This window comes from Aquimarina gracilis, from assembly GCF_035285365.1.
Taxonomy (GTDB): domain Bacteria; phylum Bacteroidota; class Bacteroidia; order Flavobacteriales; family Flavobacteriaceae; genus Aquimarina; species Aquimarina gracilis.
In genome coordinates this window covers 110,278-126,747 of sequence record NZ_JAYKLX010000010.1, presented here as the reverse complement: position 1 = coordinate 126,747, position 16,470 = coordinate 110,278, and the positions used below count along the sequence as shown (strand labels likewise).

Below are 16,470 nucleotides of genomic sequence, written 5' to 3'. Positions count from 1 at the left end.
TTTATGATCAGAAAATTACTTTTATTAATAGTGTGTTTATCTCTTAGTCAAGTTAAGGGACAAGACGAAAGTACATCAACCTACGGTGTACTTCCAACAGATATTCCCACCCATAATTTGGTAAAGTATAATCGATTTTATTTTAACCCAACCTTTTCTTTGGTTCGAGAAAATAAGAAATCTATTAATGTATATAATAAAACCCAATGGGCCGGTTTTAATGACAATCCGCAAACATATTTAATAAATTATACTGCAAATTTTGATGAAAAAACAGGGGTTTCTATAGGTTTACATCAGCAAAACGAAGGTATTTATCGATATTTTGGAGGAATAGCCAACTTTGCTTACAACCTGGAGTTGGACGATGATATGAACTTCACTTTTGGATTAAACCTAGGTTTTTCTCAAAGTGGAATAAAGTCTAACATAGATTCTGCGACAAGTACGTTGCTAAACAATGGAGTCGAGGTTACCGACCCGGTAATCCTAAATTATGAGAACAGTTCTGTTTTTCAATTAACACCCGGTGTTAACTTTAACTATGCAGAGTTTGATGTGGGTGTTTCGGTTGTAAACCTGGCAGCTTATAACCTAAGTGCTAGCGAATTGTTCACCGACAACATGGCATTTACTGGTCATGTTATGTATACTACAAGTTTAGAAAGACGTTCAGACAAGACAATTCGTGGTATGGCATATGCCAATATGCTTACCAGTGCAGACGATGCAGAGTCTGATTCAAGTCTTAGATATGGAGGTAATGTAATTGTAGACTTACCCGAATTGGGCTGGGCTCAGGCCGGATATAATAGTTTTTATGGAGCATCTGTGGGTATTGGTGGTAATATTACCGAAAATGTTTCTGTAGGATATACGTATGAAATGGGTTTAGGGGATACCAGCGATTTTGGTTCTACTCATGAGATCGGGCTCGCTTATAATTTTGTAACCGAAAAACCTAGAGGAAGAAGAAGTGGACCTAAATCCAGTACACAAAAAGCTTATGAAGAGAGAGATTCTGAAATAAGAAGGTTGAAAAAAGAAATATTAGAACAAAATAGAATTATTAGAGATCTTCAGCAAAATGGCGAAATACCAACACAAGAGCAAAGAGCCATGAGCGAACTTGAAAGATCTATTGCCGAGGCTAAAGAAAGAGAAGCAAAAGCAGCTAGCGAACTCGAATTAAAACGTGAAGAAGAAGTAAAACTGCTTAATAAGGAAGCCGAAGAATTGGCTGCGCAAAGAGAATTAGAACGACAAGTTGCAGAGCAGCAGGCTGAAGAAGAGCGACTAGCAGCAGAGAAAGAATTAGAACGTCAAACAGCAGAACAAAAGGCTGAAGAAGAAAGACTTGCTGCACAAAAAGATATTGAACGAGAAGTTACCGAGCAAGAAACAGAAGAAGCAAGGATTGCTGCAGAAGAAGAAGCAAGAGAAGCCGAGGCGGCACAACAGCAGGAAGAAGAAGAGCGACTGGCCGCACAGAAAGAAATAGAACGCCAAGAAGCCGAACAGAAAGCTGAAGAGGAGCGATTGGCTGCGCAAAAAGAAATCGAACGCCAGATAGCAGTACAACAAGCCGAGGATGATCGTAAGGTGCAAGAGCTAATAGAACAAACCAGACAGGTCATCGCTACCGGCGATCTGGATGCCCTTAGAAATCAAGCACAGATTGTACAAGCGAGTACGATTCTTCCGGAGGCTGATATGCAAAGCTTAACGGCCGAACTTAATACAGCAATCCAATCGAAAGAAGATGCGGCAGCACGCCTGGCCGAAGAGCAACGATTAGCAGCAGAGGCTGAAGCAGCCCGTTTGGCCGAGGAGCAGCGTAGCGTTCAGCAATTAATTAGAGAGACCAGAGAGATTGTAGCCAGCGGAGACTTGGCAACCTTAAGAAGCCAGGCTGAAATTGTACAAGCGAGTACGATCCTTCCAGAAGCAGATAAACAAAGTTTAACCGCAGAGCTTAATACGGCGATCCAGGCGAAAGAAACAGCGGCAGCACGCTTGGCCGAAGAGCAACGATTAGCGGCAGAGGCCGAAGCAGCCCGTTTGGCCGAGGAGCAACGTCAGATCCAGGAATTAATCACGCAGACCCAACAGGTTATTGCTACTGGCGAATTGGATGCGCTTAGAAACCAGGCACAGATTGTACAATCAAGTACAATTCTTCCAGAGGCTGATAAACAGAGTTTGACTGCAGAATTAAATACAGCAATCCAAGCAAAAGAAGAGGCGGCAGCGCGCTTGGCTGAAGAGCAACGATTAGCAGCAGAGGCCGAAGCGGCCCGTTTGGCCGAGGAGCAACGTCAGATCCAGGAATTAATCACGCAGACCCAACAGGTTATTGCTACTGGCGAATTGGATGCGCTTAGAAATCAAGCACAGATTGTACAGGCGAGTACGATTCTTCCGGAGGCTGATAAACAGAGCTTAACCGCAGAGCTTAATACGGCAATCCAAGCGAAAGAAGCGGCAGCAGCCCGTTTGGCCGAGGAGCAGCGTCAAGTACAAGAGTTAATTACGCAAACCAGACAGGTTATTGCCACTGGCGAATTAGATGCGCTTAGAAACCAGGCTCAAATTGTACAATCAAGTACAATTCTTCCAGAAGCAGATAAGCAAAGCTTGACCGCAGAACTTAACGCGGCAATTCAGGCAAAAGAAGATGCAGCAGCAGAGGCAGCACGCTTGGCTGAAGAAGAAAGAAGACGTCAAGAGGCAGCGGCAGCAGCGGCCGCATCAAGTGAGGATGAAGAAGGCCTTGATGAAATCAAGAAAGAATTAGACAATAACGCCCGTGTGTCTAGTAAGATATTTGCACGTAGAGATTCGTTATTAACTACTAGTCTTAATGTAGACAAGAGAGGGTTTAATAGATTATTAGAATCTCTGGTAAACATGAACGATGATGCAGAAGAAGCCAAAAATTCGGACCCTGTAAGTTCTAAACGTTTAACCGCTAGTAACAGGTTTGTGAAGTTTGCCGATGCTACAAGACCTCAGGCGCAATATGCTACCAAATTTATTCCTGGTTATCCAGAGGGGTATTACCTAATTGGTAACGTATTTAAAGGAGGAACGTATGCCGAGAAATTTACAAGTACACTAAAAGATTTAGGATTTAATGATTCGCAAATCATTGTTAATCCTGAGAATCAATTCCAGTATGTTGCTATTGAAAGCTACACAGACAAGGATGAAGCGGCAAGAAAATATCTAAGCAATATCGATAACAGATACTTCGGTGAGATGTGGATACTGCATATCGCCAAGAGTAGAGTAGAATCGTTTAAACGCTTGTTACAAGAAACGAAGCTAATTACAGATACTGTAAAAGACGACACGGTATTAACCGAGAGTCTATCGTATATCGGAGGCCATAATATTGAAAATGGATATTACTTAATTACCAATATTTTCAAGAGAGAGAACTATTTTGAAAGAGGAATGGCCAAATTAAGAGATCAAGGTCTTGAGCCTCAGTATTTCAGAAACCCAAAAGATAATTATATATATGTTTACCTAAAAAGATTTGATAATCTTGATGAAGCAAAACAGAGCTTGTTCTCTAACGTAAACAACTCATACAGTGGTGATTTATATATATTGAAAATACAATAACCCCCAAAAGAAGATGGCGATGAAATCCAAAGTTTTAACACTCATTATGAATAAAGGAAACTGTCAACGACTCACGCTGGTACTAATTATGTTACTAAGTACCGTTGGGTTGTTTGGTCAGCAAGGTTTTAGACCCCGACAAGATATTTCTACCAAAGGAGATGTCTTAATGATTGGTAATGCTATTCATGGTAGAATCCAGGATCCCAATGGAGACTATAATACATTAGGCACCAATAACGGTTCATCGTTTCAAACATCATATATTGATATTGATGGTGACAATACTACTTTTAGTTCGAGTAGTGCCGATCTGGAAGATCCGAATATTGGATGTACAGAGATCATTTATGCGGGGTTATATTGGAGTGCGAACTATTATTTGGCTAGAGAAGATTCGCCTAATAATTATAGTTCTGATGAGGTAGATGTTTTTCAAGTATATGGAATTACGGATAGCGATTCTAATACTATTTTAAACATCAATAATAGTCAGTTCAGGGGAAGATATTTTGTAAGGAACAGTGAGTTTAGTAATGATGTTTCAAATATTAGACTTAGTCCTGCATCGGCCAATTTAGTTGTAGCACAACCCACAAATGGTTGTTCTATAACCAATGGGGCACAGTTGGCGGGTAACATTGCTGTGATACAAAGTGGTAGTGGAGGATGTTCAGACAGAGAACGAGTAGTTAACGCGCAGAATGCTGGTGCGGTAGGGGTTGTATTGATAAATGATAATGGTAATTTACATAGACTTACAGGTAATGGTACTACTACAATTACCATTCCTTCAGTAAGTATGGGTAACAATAACTTTTTTTGTTGTGGTTCTCAAAACCCTATTACAGAATTATTAGCAGAAACCGAAGTGGTAAACGCTACACTTTCCACTACAGGTGATGAGCAAGAAACGGGATTACCAACCAATGATACTAGAAAAACGGGTACAGCCGATTTTCAGAATATTCTTTTTGGATTTGGTGCCCCAGGAGCAGTAACATATAACGCTATAGCGCCACAAGCAGGTACTATGGTTATTGATGTAAATGGAGTGCCTACAACTACGCACGGAGGTGTAATTTATGATGGCTATCTTAACTCGGCAACAAACCCAGGTACATCAGCTAGTGATAACGTACCCTATGTGTGTTATGCAGATGTAACATCCATAGTACAAGCCAATGGGTATGGTACCTATACAGTTGGTAATATGAAAGCAACAGTTGGGGTAACCTCTGGTGTTTCTGGTGCTACTGGGGGTTGGACCCTTGTAGTTATTTATAGTGACCCCGATGTATCTGCAGTAAACAGGTTTATCTCGGTTTTTGATGGATTTAGAGAAATACAAGGGGGTAGTAGCGCCTCTACTGTAGACTTACCCATTTCTGGATTTAGAACACTACCAGCGCCTAATCCGGTAAATGTAAGGTTTGGTGCGGCTACGCTTGAAGGAGATAGTGGTATTGACGATGATAACTTACAGATCCAGAATACTTCCAACAACTATGTAGACATTTTTAACGCTGCAAACCCTCAAGATAACTTTTTTAATAGTTCGATATCTTTGGATGGAGTGGTAACTACAAACCGTAATCCGGCATCAGCAAATACCCTTGGTTTTGATAGTGATATTTTTGAGCTAGAAAATGATGCCAAAGATCTTATTCCGAATGGTGCTACTAGCGCAGATTTTCGATTAGAAACAAATGGAGATACCTATCAGGCTTTTATGACAGTCTTCTCAATCGAAGAAATAGTTCCAGAGCTTAGGATATTAAAAGAAGTGTATGACCCAAGTGATTTATCTACTGTAATTAACAATCAGTCTGTAGAGCTTGGAGATCAATTGATATATCGCTTACGAATAGAGAATACAGGAAATGAGGATTATAATGGCAATGTGATTGTAGATGATATTCTACCTGCCAATGTTGATCTTGTTAGTGTCGATGGCATTGATATAGCGGCAAATCCTACAGGGAACCTCAGTACAATACCGTCTATTAGCTATACATCTACAGGTGTGGGTACTGGTGGTGTACAAACCATACAGTTTTCGATACCGCCAAACTTATTAACGCATAGTGAACCTGGCATACCAGGTACAGGAGAGTTAACGATAGACTTTAGGGTACAATTAGTTGCAGATTGTCTTTCATTAAGAGATGCATGTTCTGATGAAATAAACAATGTCGCGCAGGCAACCTATACAGGTATATTATCTGGGGTAACGGTAACTGATGATCCAAGTAGTAGTGCCTTATTGGCCTGTGGTAATACCGATGGTTTGGCAACTAACTTTTTGGCAAACGTACCTGCATGTCCTAGCGACGTGAGTTTTTGTGGGGGAGTACTACAATTAGTAGCTGGTGACGGTTATGACCGGTATACTTGGTCTGGCCCTAATGGATTTTCGGAGGTAACTACTACTAATGTTGTTAATATTCCAACAGGTACTGCGGGAGTGTATACCGTAATCAAAGAAGATACAGATCCTTCAGATGGGACCTGTATGACACTTACCGAAGAGTTTACAGTTACAGATTTTACGACAATTGCTCATCCATTAGAAGATAATGCTGATCCTATGGATCCGGATTTCGAAGACTTCATTGAGTACTTTGATGATAGCAATGGAGGTTGTAACGTACCACTTGCCAAAATTAACTTGTGTGGTGATCAAACATATACATTAAATACTGGTTTTGTGCCAGGCAACCTTATTAATATTACGTGGCAAGAACTTACCAATAATGCTTGTTTGGATAGAGACGACAACTGTCCTGCTATTACGGGTGGTTGTGATGCTATTGCAAATTGGACAAACATTGCTACTCCACCATTAACAACAAGTCTTGATTTTGATACCGCGGGAGAATATAGAGTGGTGGTAGAGTTTGATGGTGGATGTACGCAGGTATTCTATTTTGATGTTAACAAAAATGATTATCAACCACTTGTAGATGTTGTTGATATGGAGTGTGATAATGATGGATCGGTACAGGTAAATAACATACCACCTGGCGACACCTATAGATTTTTAATTAGACCTCAAGGCGACCCCGCACCTACAGTGGCAGATGTGGCTTTATTTACAAATAGTGATGGTCTTTTTCCTATTACTTTTCAAACAAATCCATTTGATTTCACAGTTTATGCAATAGATACAGCGTTCCCTAACTGTGTGTATGAAATAGATGGTACTGTAAGATCATTTGATCCTGAATTTAGAATCAGGGTTGTAGATCCAACCTGTGTTAATAATGATAACGGTAATGGGCTGGGAGATGTATTTGTTGAAGTTATTGGAGGTATTCCTCAATATGAATATCGATTAGTTGGAGGACCAAATAATGTTGACCTTGTTAGTGGTAACAGTGATGCATCAAACGGAGACTTTGCATTTAGAGATTTGGATCCGGGAACGTATGATATCGAAATCGTTTCCAACAGAAACCCAGATCCAGAGTGTGTATATTCAACACTAGACGATCCAACTTTACCAAAAGTTATAATTGACTCAGCTCCTGCTTTTACTGCTGAAGCTAGAATTACGGCTCCGCCAACGTGTACCTCTGGAGCCATTGTCGAGATTGTAGTGACTTCATCAGGGACCGGACCTTATCAATTTGCAGAATTGGGAGGTGTGTTTAGCACAAATAATACATTTACGCTTCCAGATACGGCTACAACGGCAGATATATTTACATACCAGGTAAGTGATACTAGTGTAACCGATGGATGTATTATTGAAGTTGAAGTAAGAGGCCCAGAACCGTATCAACCTATAGTGATTCAAAGTGTAAATCCGGTAGATCCTTTATGTCCAACAGATTTAGGAAGAATAGAAGTAACACTTGATCCAGCATCAGATGTAGCCGGAAGAACCTTTACTTTCGAGTTATTAGATAATACAAACACTCCCATCGCTACACAAACTGCAACAGGAGTGACTTTCCCTTCTCCTGGACCATTTACGTTTGCCAATGTACCTAGTGGAACGGGGTATACGGTACGAGTGTCGCATAACAACACAACAGATCCTACTGCAGCCGATATTTGTCCAATTGAAGATGGAACCTATGATATTGGTGGCGTTACCGCAGTCTCTTTTGATGCCAATGTAACAAAACCGTTGACTTGTGTTACAGGAGATGAAGATGCACAAGTAACCATAAACAATTTTGCGGGAGGAAGCACCGGAACATGGGAATGGTCTTTGGACCCAGATCCAATGGCAACGTGGAACGCGGTTCCAGGTTCGGGAACGGTAACAATCAATGTTGCTACTGCTCAAACAGGTTTTACTGTTTATGTAAGAGATCCAGCTGCTATTAATTGTGCAGTACCAGAATCCGTAGATATCGATCCGTTATTGGATCTTGATAGTGTAGTTGTAGCCAACGAGAGAGATGCAGATTGTATTAACCAAACGTTTGTGGTCGATGTTTCTGCCAGTCCAGCCCTATCTGCTGCAGATGTAACCAATGGAGTGGAAATTGATTTTACAGTAAGCCCTGCACCAGCTTCGGGTCCTGCAACCTTCAGCATCACCACATCGGCAGGAGTGCAAGCACTTACTTTTAATAGAGATGTTACGTATACAATTACAGCTACTAGAACAGATAATCAGTGTTCTGCAAATACAACACTATTTAGAGATTTAATTAATGAAATTGCAATTTTAAATGCGGCACAAGATAGCCAAGTAAGTTGTAATGGAGGCAGCGACGGAGCGTTCTCTTTTACAGTGGATACTTCATTGTTCCCGACCTTTAATTTTGAAATATATGATAGTGCGATTCCAGTACCTGGTACAGCAACACCTATATTCACAGGCTCTTCAAGTACGGCAACCACAACAGTTGATAGTGGTGATGTGGCTTTAGATGCAGGAACTTATACTATTAGAGTAATAGACCCTGCTAGTGGTGCTACCGTGGCAACTTCTTGTTTTGCTGAAAGAGAAGTTACCATTACACAACCTGATCCAATAACTTTTGATATAGACCCAGTAGAACAAACCTGTCCAACAGGAAATACAGTTACTATAAGTAATGTTCAAGGAGGAAGTGGTACAGGATATACATACATCTTATATGATGATTCGCCAACAACAGGAGGTACACCAATAGGACCATCAAGACCGATAAATCAACCTTATGAAAATGTACCTGCAGGAACAGGATATGTTATTATTGTAACCGATGGCACAACTACTTGTTCTTCTGCAGAACAAACAGTTCCTGATATTATTGCATTAACAGATCCTGTAATAGCCGAAGGGACTGTAGATTACTGTTTAGGTATCAATGCCGATGAAACGTTCCCAGACAATACAGTAAGTTTCGAGATTGATATTACTACTCCAGGAACAGGTGAGCATTTCTATACAGTTACAAGAGATGGAACATTAGTAATCCCCTCTACTAGTTTAGGGGTAATAGCAGCGCCTACAACATTTAGCACGACGCCACCACCTGCATTAGATCAGGCCGGGGTGTATCAATTTATAGTTACCGATAGTAAAGGATGTGCTTCTACGCCGGTAGATATTACTATAGAAGAGCCTATAGAATTAACCGCTGCTTTTGTGAGAGATATTCTGTGTAATGCTTCTGGTGATCCGGGAGATCCAGATCAAGCAGGAGAAATATTGTTGACACGCTCGAACGGTTACGCACCAATTTCTCCGGCAACAAATTATATTATTGAGGTTTCTACAGATAATGGAGCAACGTTTAATCCAACAACCATCTCTGGACCCGGACTAACGTTTACTTTTAATACTGCGACTCCAGGAATCTATAGATTTAGAATTTCTGATGGGCGTGGGTGTAAGGCAATCTCAGAGCCTGTAGAGCTTACTGCTCCGGTAGATCCAATATTTAGTGCAGCAGATGTAGCGCTATTATGTGCGGATGATACGGGAGAAGTTATTGTTAACATAAATGGTCCTGATAACTATACAATTAGTTTTAACAGTGATCCCCCCATACCAGTTACTTCTGCTCAGACGAGCTTTAGTGGTATTGCTCCTAATAATTTAGCACCTTATGGCTATACGATTACAAGTGATAAGGGATGTATATATAATGGAACTGTAAATGTTACTTCACCAGAACCTATAACAATTTCCGAAGTATCAAGAGATGATCTTGATTGTATCCCTGACGGAATGGGAGGAAATATTGGAACTCCTGGGCAAATTACCTTGGCAATAGATGGAGGTAATCCGGATGCCTCATTAGATGCAGATGATCCACTTATAACCTATGAGCTGATTAAAGATGGGGTTACAACGGCTATACTGCCAGTATCTCCTCCGCCAGCCAATCCAACTGCAGTAGATCAAATTCAGTATCCAAATTTGGATCCTGGAATTTACACAGTTATAGTAACCGATGATAATGGATGTTCTCAAGATTTCGATTTTACTATTGCAGATATTGCTAATGATTTAAACCTAAACTTGGCAGTTGGTTCTGATTGTATTACCGGAGCTATAGTAGATCTTACAATTATTGGAGGTACAGGACCTTATGAACTTTCATACAATAGTGAATTAGGACCTATTGGACCAATATTATTAGCAGGAAACACCTACACAACTTTAGCAGGCGAACTTGATTTCGGAATATTTTATACTTTTGAAGTAGTGGATACCAGCGGATCAGGATGTCGTTTCTTTATAACCAGACAGGTTCCACCACCAGCTGCACCAACAATTGTTTTGGGAACTCCAGTACCAGAGCAATGTGAAAATGCAGATGACGGAGAAATAGAATTTACAGTAGATAATTATAGCCCCATACCAACAACATTAACCTGGGAAGTGCGTCAACTTTCTGACAATGCAATTGTACTTTCGGGAGGACCAGTTGCGGCTCCAGGAGGACCGGTACCAATAAACACTAACACTTTTACAGCACCTATAGGCGCTACAGGTTTACCCCCAGGGCGATATTATATTAGAGTAACCGAGGATGCCGGAGGGGGACGTGGATGTTCTACAGCTTCTGCTGATTTTCTTATTGAAGAAGCAGAACCACTTGACCTTACAGCAGGAACAGAATTACAAGGTAACTGTAATGAACCTTCTAGAGTTACAATGACTACAACCGGAGGTAATCCTTTTACTAGTGGAACAACAGACGGTTACCTATATTTAAGAGTTGATGAAATAGCAGGATCTCCGGCTATTGCATTTGCTGCTTTGACTGCTGCCAATTTTACGGCGCCAGCAGCGGCAAATACGGTGATTAGTACTACTAATACAATTGACTTAGGAAGTACAGCAGGTACTGCATTCTATATTGCGGCGATAGATGATAATGATTGTATTGTCGGATACGAAAGAGTTGTTGCAGCAATGGATACAGAACCAACGATTAGTTTTGTACCGCCACCGCCACCAGGGCCGTTTGTAGATGATCCATGTAATTATGATAATAACTACACGTTTACGGTATCTGGTATCGATGGAGTTTTAATAGGAGGTACTTCGTATACCTATGAAATAGAAATCGATGACTCTGAAGATCCTACCGATGTACCAAGAACGTTTACAGATACCGATGCGGGTACGTTCCAGTTTACCGTAACTTCGGCAGGTTTGTATAGAGTAACTATTATAGATGCCAATGGTTGTAGAAATAGTGATACGATAAGAGTTTATGATCCTCTTGAATTTGATGCAGAATTTATAACACCACCAACGTGTAACGATCCCGACGGTGTTGTTCAAGTTGAACTTACTTCGGGAATTCCTGCAGGAACACTTACATATGCGATCACAGGGATTAATGGTACGCCTAATCCAGCTACGGCCGTGCAGGGTCCAGTAATAGTTGGCCCTCCACAAACAACCACTTTTACGGGGGTACCACCAGGGGAGTATCAAATTACAATTACAGATCCTGATAGAGGACCTGCGGGTTGTCCGTTTACTACTACAGTTAGTATCGAAGCCCCAATAGAGCCAGTGTTAATAGCTCCGGTAACAAATCCTATTGTAAGTTGTATAGGGGCAGAAGATGCTACGCTTACAGCGATACTAAGAGGAGATCCAGCACCACCGGCTGTAACACCTCCTTCTTCTATCGATCCAAGAGCGACCTATATGTATCAGATTGTATCTGGGCCAGTACCGCCGCCACTTACAGTGCCTACGGCTTTACAGTCCAGCCCATCATTTCCAAATTTAGGAGCGGGTACCTATAGAGTACGTGTGGTAGCAACATTAAATAATGGTACAAGTGGGTCACCACCAGCACCGTTAGACGTAGAATGTGAATTCGAACTTGATTATACGATAGATGCCCCAACGGTAGTTAGCTTTGGTTTAGCGCCAGGAGATGCTTTCTCTTGTTCTGCAGGAAATGTAGTTAATACGGCAACTATAAATATTACGGGAATATCTGGTGGTACACCACCATATACGGTAAGAGTTGTCGAGCCTGCACCAAGTACAGTGGTAAGAGTGATAAATGTTCCTACACCAGTGACAGATCCATTCCCTGTTGATGCCCCAGTAATTACTGGAGGAACATATTCTATTCAAGTAATAGATAGCAATAATTGTCCAGTTACCGCGCAGACTATTGCGGTGCCTGGTCTACCAACAATGACTAGTGCATCGGCAGCACCTCAAGTTTCAGCTACCTGTACAAATGACGAAACAGTTAGAGTTACAGTAGTTGGAGGATCTGGAAACTATAGTTTTGAAGGGTTTGATGATACAAATGCGAGTATAGGAATAATAAATCCTATTGCGGGTATAGATTTTGCAGATTTCCCTCTTACAGGAGGTGAACCAGGAGATTTCTACAGGTTTGTAATTACCGATGAGGGCACGATGTGTACCATAGACACAAATTATACCATACCAGAGTTCGATTTCCTTGAAGTACGGGCACAAGAAGAATCTAGTGAAACCTGTTTTGAAGAAGAAGACGGTAGAGCACGAGTGTTTATTCTGGGATATGCAGGAGAATTCTCATATACTATTGTAGATGCTTCTGCAACTATTGTTTATGATAGTGCGGCACAAGGTACAAATGAAACTACGGATGGCGATATCACTACCGAAGATTCTTTCGTAGTACCTCGTCTTGGAGAACCAGGATTAGGTATCGGAAACTATACTATTAACATTACAGAAATTGACGCCCCAGAATGTACCGACTCAGCCAATTTTAACATCATGGGACCAACCAATGACTTTGAGATTGTTCTTGATGCAAGAAACGATCAAGAAAGTTGTGACCCAGGAACTGATGGTGCATACCAGGCTAGTTTTACGGGTGCTCAAGGCCCAATTGGGGGTATAGTCGTACGTTATGAATTAACGGGCCCTGTAAATCAAAACAACACAACAGGTACCTTTACAAATCTACCAGCTGGTAGTTATACAGTAACTGCTTATAATGATATAGATGGTGCAGGTCCAGGCACGCTAGAGTGTACGGATACGGATACTTTTACTATTTTCCCGCCTGCAGATGATGTTGCTATTACCAACGTAGTAGATAACGATGTAAGCTGTTTTGGTGAACAAGATGGTAGTATCGTGGTTACGGCAAACGGAACAGATACACCGCTTCGATACGAACTGAGGAATGCAGTTGGTGATATAGTGAGAGCACAGCAAACATCTGCTACATTTGATTTGTTGGCGCCAGGTAATTATACAATAACCGTTTATGATGATCTTAACTGTACTGAAACTGCACCAGCAGTAATTAATGAAAAAGCAGAACTTACCGTAAACTTTGATGCAACGTTGATAACCTGTATAGGTAACCCTAATCCGTCTATTACGGCAACAGTAACTGGAGGATTTGATACCAGCACGGGTGGAATTATAGATGGAAGAACCATTGTTACCTATGTAGTAATGGATGCTAGCGATCCATTAAATCCTGTAGAGCTTACAAGAAACAATACGGGTATTTTCCCATTAACTGAGGGTAACTACCAGTTCTTTGTGATAGATAGCAATAATTGTCAATCAGATCTTTCGGCACTATTACCAGTGATTCCAATTCCAGATATTGAAATTGATCTGGATGAAAGATTTGCATTTGTAAACTGTAATGGTGGAGCAAATGGAGTGATTGATGCTAGCGTAACTGGAGGTACAGGAGCTTATACGTATACCTTAAGTACAGTGGGTGGGGTGTTGTCAGACGGTACACCATTTACACCGATTGTTCAGTCCAATAGTGAATTTAGAGATCTTGCACCTGCACAGTATATCTATACGGTAACTTCAGAAAGAAGTTGTGAGGCAGAAGATAGATTTACAATTATTAATCCACCGCTATTCGAACCGGTATTCACACCAAGTAATGTTACTTGTGAAGGATTTGATAACGGTACCATTAGAATTGACGCTAGTGGAGGTACACCACCATATTCATTTGCGATCAATAATGAGGAGTTCTTGAATGATGTTTCAGACGGAGAAATCGGATCGCATGTATTTGAAGAATTAGCTCCGGGTACGTATACAGTAATAGCACAGGATGCTCTTGGATGTAGTGAAATTAGAGATATTGAAATTACCGAACCGGATGCATTAATGGTTGCTGTAGATGGCGAACCTACACCAGAAACTTGTTTTGGAGATGCAGATGGTGCCGTAACAGTAATTATTACTGGAGGTACAGAACCATATCGTACAAATATCACAAATAATGATGCTGATTTTGTAGAAGGACTGTTAACCTATGAAAACCTTCCGGCAGGAATCACTACAGTATACATTATTGATGCCAATGATTGTAGAACAGAGTTACCGGTAACCATAGAACCAGGTGTTATTCTTAATGCAGTATTAAGTGACCGATTGGAGTGTCCTGTAATTGATAATGCAGGTAACGTAATACAGCCACCTAGATACTTTATTGATTTTGTGTTAGGAGATGACTCTGTGACCGAAGATATTGTGTACACATTAATAGGAATTAATGGAACGCCTAATCCAACAAGTAACTTTAATATGACTGGTGAGTTTGAAGTAGCTCCTGGACAATACGAGGGAACTATGTTGCATGCAAATGGTTGTGAAGAGTCAGCAGGTACTATAGAGGTTGATGTTTATGAACCACTTTCACTTCCTGTAGCGCAAATGACTAACAACCCGCTCGATCCTAATGAGTACGAAATTATAGTCTCTGGAGGAATTCCTCCATATACATATTTTGTGTCATTCGATGGTGTAGAAGAAGAGTTGGAGTCTAATATTTTTGCGATCAGACAAACAGGGGACTATGTATTGCGTGTGGTTGATTCTAGTGGTTGTGAAGTTATTGCTACGCAATTCCTGACCTATATCAATATTCGTATCCCGAATTACTTTACGCCAGATGATCCTAATGGGACTCCAGAAGAAAGATTCTGGTATCCAAGACAGATTACACCAAATATTGATGATCCTTTCTTCTTTGAAAACATGGAAGTAATGGTATTTGACAGATACGGAAGAATGCTAGCCGAGTTCAAAGGAGATCAACAAGGATGGGACGGATTGTACCAAGGAAAACAGCTTCCTTCGGGAGATTATTGGTTCACTATCCAATTAAACGATATTGATAAAAGAGAGTTTACCGGCCACTTTACTTTATATAGATAATATATAAAGCATAAGAGAGTTATAAAACAATATGGACAAAGCCAAATGACAGAGAAGAGAAAAAGAAGTCAATGGTCTGTAATTTTAAATGTTAGATGAAGAAATATATTGTAATATTCAGTCTATTTGCAAGTTATTGCACTTTTGCACAAGAGTTTTTTGCTCCTGTACAAAACCAGTATATCGCAGATAACCCATATTTAATATCCTCTGCCTATGCAGGTATCGGAGATTGTTGGCAGATCAGAGCCTCGGGCTTTGAGCAATGGGTAAATATTGAAGATTCACCAGGAACCCAATCATTATCTATTGATGGTAGAATCTCTGATCGATCGGGAGTAGGAGCTATTTTATTTAATGATCAGAATGGTTTTACAACCCAAAAAGGGATTCAGTTATCATTTGCACATCACTTAACATTAAGTGAGTATAACAATCAATATCTTTCTTTTGGTATTAGTTATAAGTTTACGCAATTTGGTATTGATACCTCTGAATTTAATAATGGTGATCCAGATGCTCCAGTAAACCCTGGATTGGCAGATGTAACTGTAAATGATTCTAACTTTGATATTGCAATGCTATATCGTTTAGGTAGATTCTTTTTAAGTGCCAATGCCGTAAACTTGTTGCAAAAGGAAATAGATGACTTTAATCCAACAGAACCATCACAGATCCAGAATTATTATATATATACTGGGTATACATTTTATCATAGATTTAGTGATCTAGAAATTGAACCATCAATTTTGTATCAAAACTTTGCAGGAGACGGACGTTCTACGACAGATATCAACCTGAAGGTTCGTAAAATGTATCGTAGCGATTACCTATGGGCAGGAATAAGCTTGAGATCATTGGTAGATCAAGATTTTAAACCACTAGCCCTTTCACCAATGGTGGGTATCAAAAAGTCTAACTTTTATGTGGCGTATGGATACCAGGTAAATGTAAATGAAGTTCTCGAACCGACCACATCGGCAGGTTCACATATGATTACGCTTGGACTTGACTTTGGATGTAGACAGAGTAAATGTGGATGTACCTACTAAATTGGGTAACATTTTATATATAAATAACATAAAGATAAAGACCACCCCCAAGCTTAAGGTGGTCTTTTTGTAGAAAAAAATTAATTTTGCCTTCCATTTTCTATAAAAAGTGAGAAGGGCTAGGCTAACATTTTAGGAAAACAA

3 protein-coding genes are annotated in these 16,470 nt (G+C 40.4%); all 3 read left to right on the top strand.

Annotated elements, in window-relative coordinates:
- Nucleotides 1-3 precede the first annotated feature (3 nt).
- The 3 genes from U6A24_RS20060 to U6A24_RS20050 all read left to right on the top strand — a co-directional run bounded on the left by U6A24_RS20060 (nucleotide 4) and on the right by U6A24_RS20050 (nucleotide 16,326).
- Complete coding sequence (locus U6A24_RS20060) at nucleotides 4-3,633, top strand: PorP/SprF family type IX secretion system membrane protein (protein WP_324181803.1); 3,630 nt, start codon at nucleotides 4-6, stop codon at nucleotides 3,631-3,633.
- A 19-nt stretch (nucleotides 3,634-3,652) separates the two neighbouring features.
- The gene (locus tag U6A24_RS20055) at nucleotides 3,653-15,274 is read left to right on the top strand and encodes a T9SS type B sorting domain-containing protein (protein ID WP_324181802.1); all 11,622 of its coding nucleotides are present in this window, start codon (nucleotides 3,653-3,655) and stop codon (nucleotides 15,272-15,274) included.
- Nucleotides 15,275-15,369: 95 nt separating this feature from the next.
- Nucleotides 15,370-16,326: a PorP/SprF family type IX secretion system membrane protein gene (locus U6A24_RS20050; RefSeq protein WP_324181801.1), complete on the top strand. Its 957-nt coding sequence runs from the start codon at nucleotides 15,370-15,372 to the stop codon at nucleotides 16,324-16,326.
- Nucleotides 16,327-16,470 lie beyond the last annotated feature (144 nt).